This window comes from Williamsia sp. R60 (assembly GCF_054063855.1).
The window spans coordinates 1,349,364-1,367,920 of record NZ_JBSSGR010000001.1 but is presented as its reverse complement, the minus strand read 5'-3'; the positions used below and the strand labels follow the sequence as shown (position 1 = coordinate 1,367,920).

18 protein-coding genes and 2 riboswitches are annotated in these 18,557 nt (G+C 67.1%); of the genes, 4 read left to right on the top strand and 14 right to left on the bottom strand.

Features of this window, described 5'->3' with window-relative positions:
• Window positions 1–7: 7 nt before the first annotated feature.
• Window positions 8–373 carry an Rv2175c family DNA-binding protein gene (locus tag ACVWY6_RS06155; RefSeq protein ID WP_030171473.1) on the bottom strand — a complete coding sequence of 122 codons (366 nt, stop codon included), beginning with the start codon at window positions 371–373 and terminating at the stop codon, window positions 8–10.
• 230 nt (window positions 374–603) lie between these two features.
• On the opposite strand from ACVWY6_RS06155, the gene pknB reads away from it, so the two are divergent.
• Together pknB and ACVWY6_RS06145 are read left to right on the top strand one after the other, a co-directional pair.
• On the top strand, window positions 604–2,757 hold the full coding sequence (gene pknB, locus ACVWY6_RS06150; RefSeq protein WP_457536917.1) for a Stk1 family PASTA domain-containing Ser/Thr kinase: 2,154 nt from the start codon (window positions 604–606) through the stop codon (window positions 2,755–2,757).
• Between the two features lie 58 nt (window positions 2,758–2,815).
• Window positions 2,816–2,909: riboswitch (TPP riboswitch) on the top strand.
• Window positions 2,901–3,701, top strand: coding sequence for a 3-oxoacyl-ACP reductase (locus ACVWY6_RS06145; RefSeq protein WP_457536692.1), 801 nt, complete (start codon window positions 2,901–2,903; stop codon window positions 3,699–3,701). (Overlaps the previous riboswitch by 9 nt.)
• 25 nt (window positions 3,702–3,726) lie before the next feature.
• On the opposite strand, the gene ACVWY6_RS06140 is transcribed toward ACVWY6_RS06145, so the two are convergent.
• The 12 genes from ACVWY6_RS06140 to ACVWY6_RS06085 form a co-directional block, all read right to left on the bottom strand.
• Window positions 3,727–5,130 carry a class II 3-deoxy-7-phosphoheptulonate synthase gene (locus tag ACVWY6_RS06140; protein WP_023953728.1) on the bottom strand — a complete coding sequence of 468 codons (1,404 nt, stop codon included), beginning with the start codon at window positions 5,128–5,130 and terminating at the stop codon, window positions 3,727–3,729.
• A 9-nt stretch (window positions 5,131–5,139) separates the two neighbouring features.
• A complete protein-coding gene (locus ACVWY6_RS06135; RefSeq protein ID WP_023953730.1) occupies window positions 5,140–5,649 on the bottom strand; it encodes a polyadenylate-specific 3'-exoribonuclease AS in 510 nt (169 codons plus the stop codon).
• Window positions 5,650–5,656: 7 nt separating this feature from the next.
• Entirely contained in the window at window positions 5,657–6,364 is a 708-nt protein-coding gene (locus ACVWY6_RS06130; RefSeq protein WP_023953732.1) for a lysophospholipid acyltransferase family protein, read from the bottom strand.
• A gap of 90 nt (window positions 6,365–6,454) precedes the next feature.
• Window positions 6,455–7,399 carry an ROK family protein gene (locus ACVWY6_RS06125; RefSeq protein ID WP_023953733.1) on the bottom strand — a complete coding sequence of 315 codons (945 nt, stop codon included), beginning with the start codon at window positions 7,397–7,399 and terminating at the stop codon, window positions 6,455–6,457.
• Between the two features lie 44 nt (window positions 7,400–7,443).
• Complete coding sequence (locus ACVWY6_RS06120; protein WP_457536689.1) at window positions 7,444–7,923, bottom strand: hypothetical protein; 480 nt, start codon at window positions 7,921–7,923, stop codon at window positions 7,444–7,446.
• Between the two features lie 38 nt (window positions 7,924–7,961).
• Window positions 7,962–9,200 (bottom strand): ArsA family ATPase, encoded by a 1,239-nt coding sequence (locus ACVWY6_RS06115; RefSeq protein WP_457536915.1) that lies wholly within the window; start codon window positions 9,198–9,200, stop codon window positions 7,962–7,964.
• A 14-nt stretch (window positions 9,201–9,214) separates the two neighbouring features.
• Entirely contained in the window at window positions 9,215–9,652 is a 438-nt protein-coding gene (locus tag ACVWY6_RS06110) for an SRPBCC family protein (RefSeq protein ID WP_457536687.1), read from the bottom strand.
• Window positions 9,649–10,068: an SRPBCC family protein gene (locus tag ACVWY6_RS06105; RefSeq protein WP_116914790.1), complete on the bottom strand. Its 420-nt coding sequence runs from the start codon at window positions 10,066–10,068 to the stop codon at window positions 9,649–9,651. The genes ACVWY6_RS06110 and ACVWY6_RS06105 overlap by 4 nt, the downstream gene beginning before the upstream one ends.
• A gap of 73 nt (window positions 10,069–10,141) precedes the next feature.
• The gene (locus ACVWY6_RS06100; RefSeq protein ID WP_457536684.1) at window positions 10,142–11,266 is read right to left on the bottom strand and encodes a glycosyltransferase family 4 protein; all 1,125 of its coding nucleotides are present in this window, start codon (window positions 11,264–11,266) and stop codon (window positions 10,142–10,144) included.
• A gap of 19 nt (window positions 11,267–11,285) precedes the next feature.
• The gene (locus ACVWY6_RS06095) at window positions 11,286–12,731 is read right to left on the bottom strand and encodes a hypothetical protein (RefSeq protein WP_457536682.1); all 1,446 of its coding nucleotides are present in this window, start codon (window positions 12,729–12,731) and stop codon (window positions 11,286–11,288) included.
• Between the two features lie 16 nt (window positions 12,732–12,747).
• Window positions 12,748–13,791, bottom strand: coding sequence for an NlpC/P60 family protein (locus ACVWY6_RS06090; protein WP_457536680.1), 1,044 nt, complete (start codon window positions 13,789–13,791; stop codon window positions 12,748–12,750).
• A 256-nt stretch (window positions 13,792–14,047) separates the two neighbouring features.
• Window positions 14,048–14,623, bottom strand: a complete 576-nt coding sequence (locus ACVWY6_RS06085) for a C40 family peptidase (RefSeq protein WP_030171502.1) — start codon at window positions 14,621–14,623, stop codon at window positions 14,048–14,050.
• Between the two features lie 14 nt (window positions 14,624–14,637).
• A riboswitch (cyclic di-AMP (ydaO/yuaA leader) is annotated at window positions 14,638–14,817 on the bottom strand.
• 538 nt (window positions 14,818–15,355) lie between these two features.
• Between ACVWY6_RS06085 and ACVWY6_RS06080 the strand changes: the two genes are divergently transcribed.
• Together ACVWY6_RS06080 and ACVWY6_RS06075 are read left to right on the top strand one after the other, a co-directional pair.
• Window positions 15,356–17,143, top strand: coding sequence for a DEDD exonuclease domain-containing protein (locus tag ACVWY6_RS06080; RefSeq protein ID WP_457536678.1), 1,788 nt, complete (start codon window positions 15,356–15,358; stop codon window positions 17,141–17,143).
• Between the two features lie 4 nt (window positions 17,144–17,147).
• Window positions 17,148–17,423 (top strand): Lrp/AsnC family transcriptional regulator, encoded by a 276-nt coding sequence (locus ACVWY6_RS06075; protein ID WP_023953755.1) that lies wholly within the window; start codon window positions 17,148–17,150, stop codon window positions 17,421–17,423.
• Between the two features lie 75 nt (window positions 17,424–17,498).
• Here ACVWY6_RS06075 and trpD read toward each other — a convergent pair whose 3' ends face one another.
• The gene (gene trpD / locus ACVWY6_RS06070; protein WP_457536676.1) at window positions 17,499–18,551 is read right to left on the bottom strand and encodes an anthranilate phosphoribosyltransferase; all 1,053 of its coding nucleotides are present in this window, start codon (window positions 18,549–18,551) and stop codon (window positions 17,499–17,501) included.
• Window positions 18,552–18,557: the final 6 nt, after the last annotated feature.

Below are 18,557 nucleotides of genomic sequence, written 5' to 3'. Positions count from 1 at the left end.
GGACTGGTCAGAACGCTTCTGCCTGGGCCCGGCGCACCATCTCACGGGCCTGATGCCCGTGCAGTGCCTGAGCCGGGGTGATGTCGAGGTCATCGTGAGGCGTGAACAGCCACCGCAAGGCCTCGTCGCGGCTGAAGCCGCCGTCGAGGAGGACATCGATGAGCCCGGGAAGATGTTTGGTGATCTCCGGGCCGTCCAAGAACAGGGCCGGGATGGCCACCTGCCCGTCACGGCGAACCGCCAGCAACTGGTGGTCGGTGATCAGGTTGAGGATCTTGCTGTTCGAGAATCCCATTCGGGAGGAGACCTGCGACACCGACAACACCTCGACGTCAGCAGGCAGCGTGTCTTCGGAAAGCGGTACGGAACCCACGGGGACGAGGGTACCCAGGCGATGGTCAACGCGTCGAATCACCGGTCCGGGCGCGGGCGCCACACATGTTCCGTGATCTTTTCTCGACACTCCCTCGCTAGGGTGGACTCGTTGTTCGTGTCCCGCCCTGCCGAGAAAGGCCCAAGTTGGTGAACGCCCCGTCCGACGTGTTGCTCGGCGTCCTGATCGAGCGTCGCTATCGGATCGATGCGCTGATCGCCCGCGGCGGGATGTCGAGTGTGTACCTGGGCATGGATCTGCGCCTCGATCGTCCGGTGGCGGTCAAGGTCATGGATCCGCGTTTCTCGGCCGACCCGCAGTTCCTTGCCCGCCTGGAGTTCGAGGCCCGGTCGGTTGCCCGGCTAAAGGACCCCGGCCTGGTCGCGGTGTACGACCAGGGCGCGGACGGCGACTACGCATTCCTGGTGATGGAACTCGTCCAGGGCGGCACCCTGCGCGAGTTGCTGCGTGAGCGCGGACCGATGCCACCCCACGCGGTCACCGCGGTCGCGGCGCCGGTCCTGGGAGCACTCGGTGCCGCGCATCGCGCCGGACTGGTGCACCGCGACGTCAAACCCGAGAACGTCCTCATCTCCGACGACGGGGAGGTCAAGGTCGTCGACTTCGGTTTGGTCCGGGCGATCGCTGCCGCCGGGATCACCTCCAACAGCGTGATCCTCGGAACAGCTGCCTATCTCTCCCCCGAACAGGTGGAAACCGCGTCGGCCGACGCTCGTTCCGATGTGTACTCAACCGGCATCCTGGTGTTCGAGATGCTCACCGGCCGAACACCTTTCACCGGCGACACCGCCCTGGGTCTGGCCTACCAGCGGTTGCACAACGACGTCCCGCCGCCGGGTTCGGTGATCCCGGGTGTGCCCCGCGAGTTCGATGAGTTCGTCCTCACCGCGACCGCACGCAACCCTGCGGATCGCTATCGCGACGGACATCACATGCGCGAGGTACTCGACGAGATCGCGGACGATCTGCAGCTGCCCGCGTTCACCGTCCCGGCGCCGACCCGCTCTGCCGAACGCGAGACCATGGTCGCGTTCCGCGACCGCCAGCAACACCGTCCCGGGGCCGCCGTCGACCCGGACCTCACCGACCCGTTGCCGGCCAGAGCCGCCGCGCAACCCGACGTCCGTAATCCGACTCGTGTGCAGACACTTCCACCGGACACCCGGCATCCCGAAGGGCACGGACCGCCTCAACCGCCGACGCCCCCACCCGCATACGCCCAGGGCCCGCCGCCCGGCTCGCCCATGTTGCTGTCGCATGCCGCCGAGTTCGAGGAACGCCGGCGCAAGTCGCGCCGCAATGCGCTGATCTGGGTGCTCGTGGTGGTGCTGCTCGCCGCAACGCTCGGCGTCGCCGGGTGGTGGCTCGGGTCGGGTCGCTTCACCACCGTTCCGGAACTGAACGGGATGGACCGTGTGGCAGCGACCGAGGCGATCGAAGACGCCGGACTCGACGTGGTTGACAACCCGACGTTCGACAACGAGTTGCCGGTCGACCAGGTGATGGCCGTCGAGCCCGCGCCCGGCACGCGTGTCAGCAGATTCTCGGACGTCGATCTGTCGTATTCGGTGGGACAGCCCAAAGTCCCGGACCTCTCCTCGGGTGATCCGCTCGCCGTGGTCGAGAAACGTCTGCGCGACCGCACTCTCACACCCGTGGTTGCACGCCAGCAGTACAGCGCCACCGCGCCGAAGGGCTCGGTGGTCTCACTCAGTCCCAGTTCCGGCACCACGGTTGCGGTCGGCAGTGAAGTGCAGATCATCACCAGCAGAGGCCCCGAGCCGATCTCGGTGCCCGATGTGGCGGGACGCGATCAGGACGACGCCACTGCACTGCTCAAGACGGCGAAACTCAAGGCCGGCACCGTCCGCAAGGAGTTCAGCCCGGATGTCGACGGCGGCAAGGTGATCGGCACCGACCCCGGCGCGGGCACCCTCGCGGAGCCGGGCAGCACCGTCACACTCGTGGTGTCCGACGCGATCAAGGTGCCGGACCTGTCCGGCAAGACCCCCGACGAGGCGAGGCGGGTCCTGCAAGACGCGGGGCTGATCGCGCAAGACGGCGGCACGTCCACCGACGGTGACGCGAAGGCGGGCACCATCACCACGGCCAGCCCCGCCTTCGGGGCGCGGGTGGACCCTCGCGACCCGGTCGTGCGCATCTTCGTATCCGACGGCGTCGATGTCCCGAACGTCACCGGCGACACGGTCGGGACCGCGAAGAGCAAACTCGAGGCGGCCGGCCTCTCCGTGGACAGCCGGGGCCTGACGCGCTCGAGTGTGTCGCTCGTGGTCGGGCAGAATCCGGGTGGCGGTACCCGGGTGAAGCAGGGCAGTACGGTGCAGATCACCTCGTTCCCCTGAGGTTGCCCGACCGGCGAACATGCCCGGTCTCCTTCGAGTGGCCCGGTGTGATGTGATTGCCGGTGACACGGGGTGCCGAACACGTCGGCTGAGATCAGACCCGCTGTACCTGACCAGGTAATGCTGGCGGAGGGATGTCCATCGTGAATTCAGTTGCGCCCGAGAACGATTCCGATCACCGGCCACTGTCCGAGCAGATCGTCCTGGTGACCGGCGGGGCCCGTGGACTCGGCGCCGCCATCACCCGGGCGTTCGCTCTCCAGGGCGCGCGGGTGGTCATCAACTTCCACCGCAGCCAGGCGGCCGCCGACGCGCTCGCCGACGAACTGGGGGCCGGCCGATGCCTGGCCGTGCAGGCAGATGTCACCGATCGGAATGCCGTGCTGGACATGTTCGCAACCGCCCGTGCGCATTTCGGAGCTCCCGTCACCACCGTGATCAACAACGCGCTGATCGATTTCTCGTTCAACGGCGATGCACGGCCGGCAGTCGACGCCATCGAATGGCAGGCGTTCGACGCCCAACTACGGGGCAGTGTTGCCGGCGCCCTGCACACCACACAGGCAGCTCTGCCCGGGATGCGCGAGGCGGGATTCGGCCGCATCGTCACCATCGGGACCAATCTCGTCCAGAACCCGGTTGTGCCCTACCACGACTACACCGCGGCCAAGGCTGCACTGCTCGCGTTGACGCGGACTTTGTCGGCCGATCTCGGACCCGAGTCGATCACCGTCAACATGGTGTCCGGTGGCCTGCTGCGAACCACCGACGCCAGCGCCGCCACCCCCGAGGCGGTGTTCGATCTCATCGCCCAGAGCACGCCTCTGCGACGGGTCACCACTCCCGCCGAGTTCGCCGACGCGGTTCTGTTCTTCGCGTCACCGTGGGCACGGGCGGTGACCGGTCAGAACCTGGTGGTCGACGGCGGCCTCGTCAAGGGCTGAGACACCGACCACGACGTCGAGCGGGTTACCCCCGGAGCATCTCCGCGACGAGGAACGCCAGCTCCAGTGACTGCTGGGTGTTCAGCCGCGGATCACACGCGGTCTCGTATCGGCCGGCCAGATCCATGTCCGAGATGTCCTGTGCACCACCGAGACACTCGGTGACGTCTTCCCCGGTGAGTTCGATGTGCACGCCACCGGGATGGGTTCCCAGTGCGTGGTGGACCTCGAAGAAACCTTGCACCTCGTCGACCACGCGGTCGAAGTGGCGGGTCTTGAAGCCGGTGCTCGCCTCGTGGGTGTTGCCGTGCATCGGATCGCACTGCCAGATCACCTTGTGCCCGGTGGCCTCGACCGCCGCGACGATCGGCGGCAGCAGGTCACGAACCTTGCCGTTGCCCATCCGGGCGACCAGGGTGAGACGGCCGGGCACGTTGTGCGGATCGAGTCGCTCGACGTACTCGGCGGCGAGCTCGGGCGTGGTGCTCGGGCCGATCTTGAGACCGATCGGGTTGGAGATCAGCTCGGCGAAGGCGATGTGCGCTCCGTCGAGCTGTCGGGTCCGGTCGCCGATCCACAAGAAGTGCGCGGACAGGTCGTACAGCACCTTCTTGCCGCTGTCGGGGTCTTCCGGGTCGTCGGCCAGCCGCAGCATCGCACGCTCGTAGTCGAGCACGAGAGCCTCGTGTGAGGCGTAGATGTCTGCCGATTCCAGGTTCGAGTCGCGAACCCCGCATGCGTCCATGAACCGCAGCCCACGATCGATCTCCGAGGCGAGCGCCTCGTAACGCGCACCGGCCGGCGATGTGCGCACGAACTCCCGGTTCCAGTCGTGCACGCGGTGGAGGTCGGCGTGACCTGCGCCGGTGAGCGCTCGCACCATGTTCATCGCGGCACTGGCGTTGGCGTACGCCCGCACCAGTCGAGACGGATCGTGCTCTCGGACGGACTGTTCGGCGACGAAGCCGTTCACCATGTCGCCGCGGTAGGACGGCAGCCCCAGGGCATCGGTGTCGGACGAGCGCGGCTTGGCGTACTGGCCCGCGATGCGGGCCACCTTGACCACAGGCATGCTGGCGCCGTAGGTCAGCACCACTGCCATCTGCAGCAGGGTGCGGATGTTGCCCTTGATGTGCGGTTCGGTGTTGTCGGCGAAGGTCTCGGCGCAGTCGCCGCCCTGCAGCAAGAACGCCCGTCCCAGCGCGACCTCGGCGAGCTGCGCCTTGAGGCGCTCGACCTCGTTCGGCAGGCAGATCGGGGGGACACTCTCGAGCACCGTGCGCATCGCACGTGCCTTGTCCTCAGGCCAGCTCGGTTGCTGCAGCGCAGGCTTGTCCAGCACCTGCGCAAATCGCTCTGCCAGGTCTCCCGGCAGCGGCGGCAGTTCGGGCAGTTCTTCAATCGGAACGTCTACGGTCCAGTTCACCACGTGCCCAGCCTAATGCCCCGCGCGATCGAGCTGCCCCTCACCTCGGAACGCCTCGATGGCCAGCCACTTGTTCAGGTTGTGCCGGGCGTCGGCGAGCGCGTCGTGGGCGTCGTCGGGAGCCGGAGGCAATTCGGGACGGCCGCTCAATTCCCAGTGTTGGCGCAGCTCACGGGTGTACCTCGGCATCGACCGGGGCAGGGCGGTCATCGGTCCCCACAATTGGCAGAGCACCACGTGGTCGTAGGCGCCCACCCAGGCCCACAGCTCGATGCGGCCTTCCCCGGCGGTCAGGAACTCCAGCAGGTCGTCGCGGATGCGCGCGCGGCTACGCCATGCCTTGGACGCCGGCGACGGCAGCTTCGGCAGAACCTGTGCGCGCACCCACTGGCCGGCCCGGTCGGGATCGAACTCGGTGGACACCGCGTAGAACTCACGTCCGTCCTCGGCGACGACCCCGATCGACACCAATTCGATCGTTCGTCCGTCCTCGATGAACTCGCAGTCGTAGAAATAACGCACCGGCGGCTCAGGCGGCCGGCGATGTGTTGGTGGCGGGCGGCTGACCCTGCTTCTTGAGCGAGGCGGCGTACACGTCCACGTATTGCTGACCGCTCAAGTGCATCAACTCGTACATGATCTCGTCGGTGACGGCGCGCTCGATGAAACGGTTGCCCTCCATCCCCTCGTAACGACTGAAGTCGAGGGGCTTGCCGATCTTGACGGTGATGCGTCCGAACCGCGGGATCGTCGTCCCGGGCGGGTTGAGTTCGCTTGTGCCGATCATGGCCACGGGGATCACCGGGACACCGCATTCCATCGCGATCCGCGCGAGGCCGGTCTTGCCCTTGTAGAGTCGCCCGTCCGGCGACCGGGTTCCCTCCGGATACATCGCCATCAGGTCGCCGGTGTCGAGTTTGCGTTTGGCGGCCGTCAGGGCTCCGGCCGCGGCGTCGGCACCGGTGCGATCGATGGGGATCTGACTCGAGGCGTTGAAGAACCACCGCTGGAAGGCGCCCTTGGCGCCCGTTCCGGTGAAGTACTCGCTCTTGGCGAGGAAGTACATCCGCCGCGGCACCATCAGCGGCAGATAGAAACTGTCGACCACCGCAAGATGATTACTCGCCAGGATCGCCGGGCCCTTGGCCGGAAGGTTCTCCAGCCCTTCGACTTTGGGGCGCCCCAGCACTCGCAGCGCCGGCCCCATCAGGACGTATTTGAAGACCCAGTACCACATGTCTTCCCACTCTCCGACGAATCACTTCCGACCGCCACTGTCACCGACACCACATACGGACAAAACCTTACCCACCCCGCTGCGGTGGCGTCAGCGCCTGGCCTCGGTCCTCGCGATCTGGGCTGCGCCGATCATCCCGGCCGCCTCGCCCAGCTGGGTCCCGCGGATTCGCGCCATCCTCCGGTGTCCGGCACCGGTGAGCAACGCCGAGTAGTGTTCGCGCGCCTCGTCCAGGAACAGTCCCGAGGACGAACCGACACCGCCGGCGAGTACCACCAGGTCGGGGTCGAACACGTCACAGCACATCGCCAGCCCCAGACCCAGCCATCGGGCGAACTCGGCGAACGCCGCCAGCGCCAGCGCATCACCTTCGTGCGCCGCCGCCGCTATCCGCCGTCCGGTCAGCGAGCCGGGGTCGTCCGCGATGTCGCGGGCGAGTTTGCTGTTCCACATCCCGCCGTCGGCGATCAGCTCGACCACCGTATCGACCAGAGCCGTTCCGCTGCAATACCTTTCCCAACACCCGAACTTGCCGCACGAGCATGGCCTGCCGTCGGGCATCACCCGCAGATGGCCGAGTTCGGGGGCGACACCGAAGCTGCCGCGGTAGATCTCGCCGTCGAGCAACAACCCCGCTCCGATGCCTGTGCCGATCGCGATGACCAGCGTGTTGTGACCTCGCGCGGCCGCGCCGAAGTGATACTCGGCGACTGCGGCGGCGTTGGCGTCGTGTTCGCAGACCACCGGCAGTCCGATCCTGCGCGACATCTCCTCGGCCACACGCGCCTCGCGCCAGGGCAGATGAGGCGAGAAGCGGATGACCTGACGATCGCTGGTGAGGAACCCGGCGACGGCGAGACCCACCCCGATGACGTCCCAGCGTGCGGTCAGTTCGGCGACGGTGCGGTCGAGGCAGGTCTCGAGCGCGGACACCGTCGTGGGGGTCTGAGCCCGTACCGTGTCGTGCACCTGCCCCTGCTCGTCGACGATCGCGGCACGGATGCTGGTGCCCCCGATGTCGATACCGATCGCCATGTCCCCGCGCTGACCCTGACGGTTCGGCGTGGACTCGTGGGCACTCACGGATCACCCCGCGGGACGTCCCCCACCGGCTCGAACAGCACGGTGATGGGCTGATAGCCGGCGTCACGGGCACTCGTGCCGGCCGGACGGCGCGGCCCGGGTTCCGGACGCGCCCCGATGACCTGCTCCAGCGCCTGCTGAACCGCCTCGAGGATGGCGATCAACTGACTGAGCAGCTGCCACAACAGATCCCCGGCCTCGTCGATGATCGTGTCGAACGCCAAGCGGGCCTGACCGGCGAAGTCGGTGGCCACGAACGAGGCGCCGTCCCCCGTCGCGCCGGCCGCACGTCTCGCCGCTGCCCCGTTCTCGTCGAGCAGCACGGACGCGAAGTGGTCGACTCGCTCGAGGACACCGAGGACCAGGGTGCGCCAGGCCTCGGCTTCGCCACCTGACGGGGCGCCGCCGGGCCCACCTGCGGCCCTGCCCTGCTCGTCGCTCACGCCGGCCTTCTCTCGTTCGACTGCTTGCGCCATCGGACACTCTCGCGGTGCCCGCCATTCTTACTCATCTGTCAGTTCTGCGGCCACACATCGGGGTCCGGCCGAAAGCGTACGGTGAGGTCGCCGGCGTCCCAGAACGCGCCCAGGACGACGCAGCGCCGCAAGACCGACGGCAACCGTATCCGCTGCCGCACCCCGCTCACGGTGATCATCAAATCGTCGCCGCTACGGCCGAGCTGTAGTCCCGACGGGTCGGGAAGCGACTGCGTCCACGTCATCCGATAGACCGAATCGAGTCCGGCCCCGGACTCGCGTTCGACCCGCGCGGCCCGTGGACCCACCGCTGCCATCTGTCCCCCGGACAGATCGACGCCGAGCTTGCGCAACGACAGGACCGAATCGATCGGCCCGGACACCCACGGCACGCACACCACTTCGGCCTCGTCCTTGGTCGCCCGCAGATGATCGAGCGCCGCCGACTGGGCAGCGATATGATGGTCGAGCCACGAAGATCCGCCTGGCGCGTCCGCTGTGTGCGCGTCGACCGACAACACCTCGGGCAGAACACGATTGGCCAGGATGGTCGACACCGGCAGCCCCATCACCTGCAAGACGGCCCGGGCACGGTCCAGCGAGGCCGCACCGTCGCGGTCGACCCCGACCACCACGTGGACGTGAACACCGGACGCGTCGAACAGCAGCTCGTCGACGTCCGCGCAATCGCGCACCAGGGCATCGACCATCCCCACGACGCGGGCGATACGTGCGTTGTCCGCTGCGGCCGCCAGGCGCCGGTGACGCGGCCACAACCTCTCGATCATGTCGGCCACCATCTGCGGAACCCGCATGAGCTCGAAGGGATCGACACCACCGGACATGTCGATCACCACCTGCGCCCATTCACCCGACGCCGCCTCATCGCGAATCCGGCGCAGTGCCAGCAACGATTCGACCCCGGGCATCCCGAGGATCTCCTCGGGGTCCAGGCCGGACACCACCGCGCCGGCCCCGGGCACACCCGTACCGGTCAGTTCCCCAGCGGTCAGCGCAGAACGCACCGAACCCCACATCTGCGAGACCATCGCCAATGTGTCCAGTTCGAGTATGTCCACCTGTTGCGAGGCAGGGACAGGCTCGCCCGGCGAAGCGAACACGCCAAAGATCGCCGAGACGTCACGGAATCGGCCGAGTGACACCAGAAGCGTCTTCCCGCGTCGTCCGGACCCGCTGTGGTGTTGCGGCAGGCCGACGGCACCGGCGGCGGCAACCGTCGACGTTCCGGCACCACCCGGCCCGAGAACGAGGTGGATGGGCGCTAGATCGATCAGTCTTCGACTCTCTTCTTCAGTTCTTTCAGGGCCGCGTCGGTGATGGCCTTCTCAGCCCGCCGTTTGAGCTGGCCGATCATCGGTATCGACAGGTCCACGGTCAGTTCGTAGGTGACCTTCGTCGACCCGGGTGCCTGCTGCACCAACCGGTAACTACCGTGCTGCGCGGTCTGCAGATCGCTGCTGACCAGGTCCCAGCTCACAGAGTGCCCATCGGCGGTCCATTCGTAACTCAATTCGTAGGTGTCCTTGAGGACGCCGGCATCGAGCACGAACCGAACCTGCTTCGCGCGACCTCCGGGGCCCGGGACGGTCACCTCCACCTTGCGCGCGGCCGAAACCCACCGCGGGTACTGCTCGAAATCTGCGATGACCGCCATGATGTCGGCTGCGTCTGCGTTGATCACGATGGATTGTTCGGTGCGGTCGGTCATCGCGACCCTCCCGCGGCCGGTGCGCCGGCTGCCGGTCCGCCGACGTGCCGGGATTGCTCGAGGCGGTCCTTCACCTCGAACGACATGACGCGGCCGGCCACCCGGCGCCGGTGGTTCATCCGCGCCAGCTCGGTCCCGCGCGCCCTCGGCTCGGACGGGAGCGTCCCCGTCGGCTCCGCGTGCAGGAAATAGTGCAGCACGAAGCCGTCGAGCACCCGCTCGAGCCACAGCTCGGTCGTCCCCTCGACGGGGCCCGACACCTTCCAGCGCACACCTTGCTCTTTTCGGTCCTGAACCACGGTCAGCCGCAGATCAGGCCACCATCGGCGCCAATTGGCGCGGTCGGAGATCACCGCGGTCGCCGACTCGGGCGGCGCCGCGATGAAGGTTTGGTCGGCAACCTGGATACTGGTCACCGCATTAGCTTCACATATCGGTGCACCGGTCCGACCACAACCCTGCTTTGAGGGTCCGCAGCGCCGCAGGCGGTCACAGCAGCTGCCGGAGCCGGCCGGCCATGTGCTCCCACCGCCACCGCGACTGGACCCAATCCCGTCCCGCAGCACCCATCGATGCGCACAGGTCCGGGTCTCCCAGCAGAGCTGTCAGGGCATCGGCGATCTCTCGGATCGACCGGCCGTCCACGACCAGACCCGTTTCGCCCTGCTTCACTGTTTCCGGGGCGCCTCCCGACTCACCGGCGATCACCGGGATCCCCGACGCCGAGGCTTCCAGGTAGACGATGCCGAGACCTTCGACGTCCAGTCCCCGACCTCTGGTGCGCGCCGGCATCGCGAAGACATCCGCGATGTTGTGGTACGCGGCAAGCTCGTCGGCGGGTACCGAGCCGGTGAACAGAACGTGCTCGGCGACACCGACTTTGCGTGCCAGGTCCCGAAGCCGCTCGGCATCGGGGCCACCCCCGACGATCACCAACGTGGCGTCGCGGATCTCTGCACGGACCTCGGGCAACGCCCGGATCAACATGTCCTGCCCTTTGCGTGGGACCAGTCGGGACAGACACAGTATGGTCGGCGCGTCACCGAGTCCGTGCAACTGCCGAAGACGTTGTCGGGCAACGTCATCCGGCTTGAACCGTTCGGTGTCCACACCCGGCGGTAGGTGTTCGAGTGCCGCGCGGGGGCCGAATGCTGCACTGAAACGGTCACGCGTGTACTTGCTCACGTACGTGATCACGTCCGTGCCTCGGCCGATCACGCCGAGACCCTGCCTCGCCACCGGAAGCATCGACCAGCCGACCTCGTGCCCGTGCGTACTGGCGATCACACGCTGTGCGCCTGCGCGTCGCATGGCCGGACCGAGCACGGCCAGAGGAGCCGCCGCCCCGAACCAGACGGTGTCGACCTGATGCGCCCGAACCAGGTCGGCTGCCCGCCGCGCAACCGCAGGCGTGGGCAACATCAACGTCGTGGGATGGCGGACGACCTCGTAGTCCTGCTCCGCGTCGAACCGGATGTGGCTGTCTTCGCGCCATCGCGGCGCATAGACGACCACGTCGCCGGCGGGCAACCGCTCGACCAGGTTCTGCAAGTACGACTGGATACCCCCCTGCCGGGGCGGAAAGTCGTTGGTGACCAACAGCGTACGGTGCATTGGCTCACCGTAGCGGCGATCAGGGTGACGCAGTGAGCCAGCCACGCCACTGATCGACGAGTTCCTCGCGCGAGATCCCCAGAACGATGTTCGAGGCGGTGTCCTGGGACTTGACCACCAGCTGAGGGTCGGTCGGCTGATCAGCGCCGGCCAGCGCCACATAAAAACGTTTGAGTTTGTCGTCGCCGAACTTGTCCGCGATGAAGGCCGCCACAGACCACGCGGACTGGTAGGACAACGCCGCGTCGGGACTGCCCGGAGAGAAGTTCGCATCGCTGGGAAGGTCCGCAGGCACCTCACCGGCTGCGACCTGCCCGGCCAGGGTCGGGGCGGCGTCGGCGAGGCGGGTGTAAGTCCCTCGGCGGCCGACATATTCGGCCACCCCTTCGGTCACCCAGACCGGGGCGGCCTGAGCGGTGACGGTGCGAGCGGCGACGTGGAACAGCTCATGCCGGAGCACCACCGCGAGTGCGTTCGGATCCAGTTGCGCCGCTTGAGGACTGAAGACCACACGTTGCCCCAGGGCGGTCGGTCCGGCGGGATCGACTCCTGTGAAGATCGAGACGGCCGCGGCAGCCTGGGCGTCGGCGGTGGCAGCACCGGTGAGCGATCGGAACTCGTCGTCGGTGGGGGCAGCGACGATCCCCGCGCCCTGCGGCCACTTGGTGCCCCAGAACTGCGTGACTGCTCCGGCGGCGGCCGGCAGCAGTTCCTCCAGACGGGCGGTGAAGCCGGTGTCGGACCCGTTGGTCAACACCAAGGACTCCCCCGGCGCGGTGGCGACGGACGTCGCCGACGGTGACGGGAACTCCCACACCTGACCCGCAGGCGCGGGCTGCCCGAAGAGCGGCCCCGCATCGGCGACCATCTTCCAGCCCTCCGGGTACTGGGCCATCACCATGGGGAGGTCGAGCACAACCGGGATCGAGTCGATCCCCTCGTAGCCGTATCGCAACTGCACGGGGGCCACCCAGGAGTCGCTGCTCCCCTGCGCGTCGAGACGCTCCTGGAGTTCGGCGGGGACAAGACGCTCGAACTCGCGGCTCGCCGACAATCGGAAGTCGAAAGCACTGAGCGGCAAGGCCGGCAGACCCGCTGCCGATGCACCCGTCCGCTCACGCAAGGCAGTGGTCGCCGAGGCATCCAACTGCGCCAGAGCCGACTCGGCATCCCCCTCGCGCAGGGCATCGGTGTAGGCCTGCAAGGTCAGGGTGACCCCCAGCGACCGTGACTGTTCGTACGGATTCTGCGGACGCGCGGACTGAGTTGCAGCAGGTGGATCGGTGTCCGAGTCCGACGGCCACACCAGCACTGTCGCGACGATGCCGACAACGGCCACGAGCACCACGGCGATCAGGACCCCCAGCCATTTCCGGCGCAGCGGATTCCGGCGCTCGGACGTGGCGTCCGCTGCCGGTGCGGCGTCGAGGTCCTCGCGCTCTGGGGACTCGCGCTCGGAAGTCACTGGCGGTCCGGTGACTTCAGTATCGACGGGCCGAGTTGTAAGGGCCGGCTCCATCGATCGGAGCGACCTTGACCGGGACACCGAATGTCGAGGCGTGCACCACGTAGCCGTTACCGATGTACATGCCCACGTGGGTGGCGTCGGGGTAGTAGATGATCAGATCGCCGGGCCGCAGAGCATCTCGCTCCACCGGGGTGCCGCCCGCCAGTTGCGCCTGGCTGGACCGCGGCAACGTCTTGCCTGCTTGTTTGTACGCCCACACCATCAGCCCGGAACAATCGAATTGATCCGGCCCGGTGGCGCCCCACACGTAGGGATCGCCGATCCGGGTGAGCGCCGCACGAACAGCGATGACCTCGGGGGCCGTCCCGGCGGGCAACATGGAGGCGTCGAACTCGATCTTGGGCCCGGCCAGTGCAGCGAGCTGCTTGCCGGTCAACGACTCGTACATCGCCCTGATCTCGGTGGCCTTGAAGATTCGTTCACTCTGCTTGGCTTGCAGGTCTGCGCTGGTCTTCTCGGCGACGGCCACTGCCTGTTCGGCCTTCGTCTTCGCGTCCTGCGCCACCTTTTGCGCTTCCAGGGCTTTGTCGTTGGCGACCTTGAACGTCTTCACGTCGGCAACGGTCTGACGCGAGATCATCTCGAGTCCGGACATCTGGTCGAGCAGCGATTGCGGCGAGTCACTGACGAGGACGGCGTAGAGACGATTGACCCGCGCGCCCCGGTAACTGGCGTTGACCAGTGCATCAACTGCGCCCTGCAGGCTTTCGGCCTGCTTCTCCTGCTCGGCAAGGGTGCGCTCGGCCGCCGAAGCGGCCTCGTTCGCCGCCGTGACAGCGCCGCGCTGGTTGTTCAGTTCGATCGTGGTGTTGTGAATGGCCTCGGTGGCCTGCTCGGCCTCGCGGCCCAGCTGCGTGTATTCGGTGAGCATGTCATCCGGGCTCTGCGGTCCCGGTTCGGCACCGGCCGGCGCACCTGCGCCCAGTGCAACCGCCAACGCCAACACCACAGCCGCGATCACGGTCTGCATGACGGCGGCATAACGCTTCCGCACCACGACGATGAAACTCCTCAACACTTCACGCGGGCCAACCCGAGCCCTTCTACCTCTGTGTGTACCGAACAGATCAGCTGCTCATTCGGTACGTCTTGTTCGACCGATCCCGCTGCACTGACCAACCCGGCCAGGCTACACAGGCCTTCGCCCCACCGAGCGCGGACGGCCAGACTGTCTGCAACCGGGTGTTCGGAAGCCATTGGGCGGGTGCCGCTCGAGTGCGGCCCCGCCCAATGGTCGTGTTCAGTTGTGTAGATCAGTAGCGACGGATGTCGACGATCGACTGGTCGTTGAGACCCATCCGACCGACGGGCACGCCCTCGGTCGAAGAGTGGACGACCTGGCCGCCACCGACGTAGATGCCCGCGTGGCCGCCACCGTTGTAGATCACGACGTCGCCGGGCTGGATGTTCGCAGCGTCGACGTGAGTGCCACCGCCGAGCTGGCCGTAGCTGTCCCGGGGAATGGTCTGACCGGCCTGCTGGTGCGACCAGTAGACGAGACCCGAGCAGTCGAATGCGCTGGGGCCGGCTGCGCCGTAGACATACGGCGAACCGATCTTGCTCACTGCGGCATCAGCGGCGATCTGGCCTGCGGGCCGGACCGGCTGCGCTGCCTGCGGCAGGATGTTGGGGGATTTGAACTCATTGGGGATCTGGTTTTCGGCCAGGCCCGGGATCTCGAAGGTTCCGACACCGGGGACGGTGATCGGAGCAGCCATGGCCGGCGCTGCGGCCATTCCCATGGTGCCGAGAGTGATCGATCCGGCGATCAGTGCGCCCCGGGCGCTCTTGATGCCCCGGTTCGGCTGTTGCAAACGATGTTTCGCCACGAAGCGATGTCTCCTGTTTCTTCCCTATCCGCCTACCGGGTTAGCTGTCGGATTCGGGCCGGAAGATGGCCCTACCCGGTGAACCCAGAAGTCTGAAGACCTCAGGGTTCAGTGGGATTCACCCCGGATGTGAACTCGCATTCGCATCAGTGGTTCCCCGGTTCACCAGGACGGTGATTGAGCGGCGACCCTACGATCCGCTCCGGTTGGAGTGGACGCTTTCGCAAGGTCTCAGAAAGGTTACGAAACCGTGATGGTCCGTGTCCACTAGGGGACCGACAGGAGACCGACCGGCGTGTCGGGTCATCCAGCTCGCAGATGACCGCCAGATCGGGGAACAAAAACCCTGTTACCTGCGTTGACTGCCACGTCCTGACCGTGACGGTCAGACTTGCCGATCATGCCCGCAGCATGGAACACCGCAATGGCGTCATCGATGCGCGCCTGGTGGTCAATAACGAATTCATCACAGCGAACTTCGTCGTTTGCGCTGTTGGGGACACCTACGGGACCCAGGAAAACGGTCATCATGCAGTCGTCGCAGGCGACTCGACGGCCTGGGCAGGTGTTGCAGTCTATGAGCATTGTGATCTCCGTCTCATTCGGTTTAGGGGGCCTTTTCTCAGGGTTCTCAGGGTTCTCCCGGACGTCCGGAGCCCTCTGATTCGACCCCGATGGCCGAACGCTAACTCCACGGTCTGACAAGCCATCTCGCACTGCGCCACCGCGGCGATGTCGGTGGATCGAACTAATGTTCGCGGTGTGAGTGTTGTTGGTGAGGCTGCTGGGACTCAGCTGTGTTTCGACGATCCCGTACTGGACCACCCCGACGACGTCCCCCTGCGGGAGACCACATTCGTGGTGGTGGACCTCGAGACCACCGGGGGCAGCCCGCTGGGCGACCGGATCACCGAGATCGGCGCCGTGAAGGTCCGGGGCGGCGAGGTGCTGGGCGACTTCGCGACTCTCGTGAATCCACAGCGCGGCATCCCTCCACACATCGTTCGCCTCACCGGCATCACCGAAGCGATGGTCTACCAGGCCCCGACGATCGACCAGGTGCTCCCGGCCTTCCTCGAATTCGCCCGCGACTCGGTGATCGTGGCGCACAACGCCCGGTTCGACACCGGCTTCCTGCGCGCCGCTGCCACCGAGCTCGGCCACCCGTGGCCGTTCCGCCGGGTGCTGTGCACCGTGAAGCTGGCCCGTCGAGTTCTGACCAGAGACGAGGCGCCGACTGTCAAACTCTCGGCTCTCGCCGACCTCTTCGCCGTCCAGACCCGCCCGACCCACCGAGCGCTCGACGACGCCCGCGCAACTGTCGAGGTGATGCACCGGCTCTTCGAGCGGGTCGGCAATCTCGGCATCCACACCTTCGGCGACCTCCGCAACTTCCTGCCCGGGGTCTCCCGTGCCACGCGGAACAAGAGGGGCCTGGCAGACCACCTGCCGTCCGAACCCGGTGTCTATATGTTCCGGGGCCCCTCTGACGAGGTCTTGTATGTGGGCACCGCAACCGACCTGCGCAGGCGGGTCCGCAGCTATTTCACCGGTTCGGAGAACCGCACCCGGATACGCGAGATGGTCGAACTGGCGACGCGCGTCGACCACGTCCAGTGTGCCCATCGGATCGAGGCTGGGGTGCGCGAACTGCGCCTCCTCGGGGCCTACGCGCCGCCCTACAACCGCCGGTCGAAGTTCCCACATCTCGGCTGGTGGATATGCCTCACCGAGGAGGCGTTCCCGCGCTTGAAGATCAGCCGCAGCCCGACCGCGACCTCGGTCGGCCCCTTTCGTTCCCGCGCCATCGCCCATGACGTCGCAGACCTCATCGCCGACACATGCGGCCTGCGCACGTGCCGTACCGCACTACGGGCCACTGCACTTCATGTGTGCGAGGTTGGCCCGGACGGGCGGCGCGTGGTCGGCGGCTGCCACGCGGCCACCACCGAACCACTTGCCGCCGAGGCATATCTCCCCCGAGCCCGAACCGTCGCCGACCTGTTCAGCGGCCGAACCGACCTCCCCGTTCAGCTGGCTCTGGACAAACTCGAGTCGCTCGCCCGTGCCGAACTCTTCGAGAACGCCGCGCGGTTGCGCGATCGACTCGACCACCTGATCGCCCACCTGGAACGGTGTCAGAGGCTGGCTGCGCTGGCCCGCATCTCGGAAATGGTCGCCGCCGCACCCGATGGACGCGGCGGATGGGACCTGGCGGTGATCAGGCACGGCCGCCTCGCAAGCGCCGGGGTCGCCGCGCGGGGCGTTCCTCCGATGCCCGTGGTCGCCGCGCTCGCGGCCGGTGCGGAGACAGTGCTCCCCGAACCGGGACCGCTGTACGGCGCGCCCCACGAGGAAGTCGCGTTGGTGTACCGGTGGCTCACCGGACCAGGTGTGCGAATCGTCTGTGCCACCAGCGGGTTCAGCTTGCCGCGGCACGGTGGCGGCCGGCACGTCCACTGGCGCGACAAGGTGGGTACGGCGCGTCGCACCATCACACTCGAGGGCGACCTAGGCTGAGTCAATGATTACCGCCATCGTCTTGATCCAGACCGATGTCCATCAGATCCCGGAGACCGCCCAGGCTGTGGCCGACATCTCAGGCGTCACCGAGGTGTACTCGTGTGCGGGTGACGTCGACCTGATCGCGAAGATCCGAGTCCGGGACCACGCGGAGATCGCCGACGTCGTCACCGCCGCGATCAGTCGGCTGCCGGGTGTGAAGCACACCGCCACCCACATCGCCTTCAAGAGCTACTCCAGCGCCGACGTCGACGCCGGCTTCTCCATCGGCGAGTAGCGAGGGAACACCCGTCGGCCGCCCTGGTCGGTGGCCTACCGGGGAGCCCGACGGACAACCCCTATCGAGGGTGCGTCATAGGGCGTTGCTCACGCGCACCCAGTTATCGAGCAGGGTCGCGGCCGCGCCGGAGTCGATCGCGTCGGCAGCCACGTCGATCTGCGTGCGCAGCTGTTCGTGCAGATCCGCGCCGCGGTCGCGGCGGTAGGCAGCCAGCGCGCCGGCAGCATTGAGCACCACGGCATCGCGTACCGGCCCCGTCGCCCCGGCGAACAGGTCCCTCGCGACCTGCGCGTTGTGGTCAGCGTCGCCGCCTCGAAGTGCTTCCAGCTCGACCCGGGCCAGACCGATGGTCGTGGGGTCCACAGTCTGTTTGTGCACGGCACCGTCGACGACCTGCCACACGGTCGACGTCGTCGTCGTGGTCAGTTCATCGAGGCCGTCGTCGCCGCGGACGACGAGTACAGAATGACCACGATCAGCGAATGTCTGGGCGAGTACCGGCGCGAGATCGGCAAAGGCACACCCAACAAGACCGCTGGTCGGCTGTGCCGGATTGGTCAGGGGGCCAAGCACATTGAAGACCGTCGGTATGCCGATCTCCTTGCGGGGGGCCGCCGCGAACCGCAACGCGGGATGAAACACGGGGGCGAAACAGAAGGCGATGCCCGCCTGGCCGACACAGGTGGCGACGCCGTCGGCGCTCAGCGCGATCTTGACGCCCAGAGCCTCCAGGACATCGGCGCCACCGCTCTTCGACGACGCCGCGCGATTGCCGTGCTTGACCACCGGCACACCGGCTGCGGCCACCACGACCGATGCCATCGTCGAGATGTTCACCGTGTTCGACCGGTCACCACCGGTTCCCACGATGTCGACGCAATAGCCTGTTGTGGGCACCACAGTGGAGTGGGCGAGCATCCCCGTTGCCAGGCCCAGCAATTCCCCGGGTGTGGGGCCCTTGAGCTTCATCGCCACCCCGAAAGCGGCGATCTGCGCGGGGGTCGAGTTGTCGGTCATGATCTCGTTCATCGCCCACTCGGCACCGTCGGGATCCAGGTCGTGGCCATCGGCCAGAACACCGAGAATCTGCGGCCACGTACGGGCCGGAACGTTCGAGTGGGTCACAGGGGC

Excerpts from the sequence above, each read along its gene's own strand:
- pknB (WP_457536917.1), top strand. The coding sequence starts at position 604 with ATGTCGAGTGTGTACCTGGGCATGGATCTGCGCCTCGATCGTCCGGTG.
- ACVWY6_RS06130 (WP_023953732.1), bottom strand. The coding sequence starts at position 6,364 with ATGTGGTACTGGGTCTTCAAATACGTCCTGATGGGGCCGGCGCTGCGA.
- ACVWY6_RS06125 (WP_023953733.1), bottom strand. The coding sequence starts at position 7,399 with ATGGCGATCGGTATCGACATCGGGGGCACCAGCATCCGTGCCGCGATC.
- ACVWY6_RS06120 (WP_457536689.1), bottom strand. The coding sequence starts at position 7,923 with ATGGCGCAAGCAGTCGAACGAGAGAAGGCCGGCGTGAGCGACGAGCAG.
- ACVWY6_RS06110 (WP_457536687.1), bottom strand. The coding sequence starts at position 9,652 with ATGACCGACCGCACCGAACAATCCATCGTGATCAACGCAGACGCAGCC.
- ACVWY6_RS06100 (WP_457536684.1), bottom strand. The coding sequence starts at position 11,266 with ATGCACCGTACGCTGTTGGTCACCAACGACTTTCCGCCCCGGCAGGGG.
- ACVWY6_RS06080 (WP_457536678.1), top strand. The coding sequence starts at position 15,356 with ATGTCGGTGGATCGAACTAATGTTCGCGGTGTGAGTGTTGTTGGTGAG.
- ACVWY6_RS06075 (WP_023953755.1), top strand. The coding sequence starts at position 17,148 with ATGATTACCGCCATCGTCTTGATCCAGACCGATGTCCATCAGATCCCG.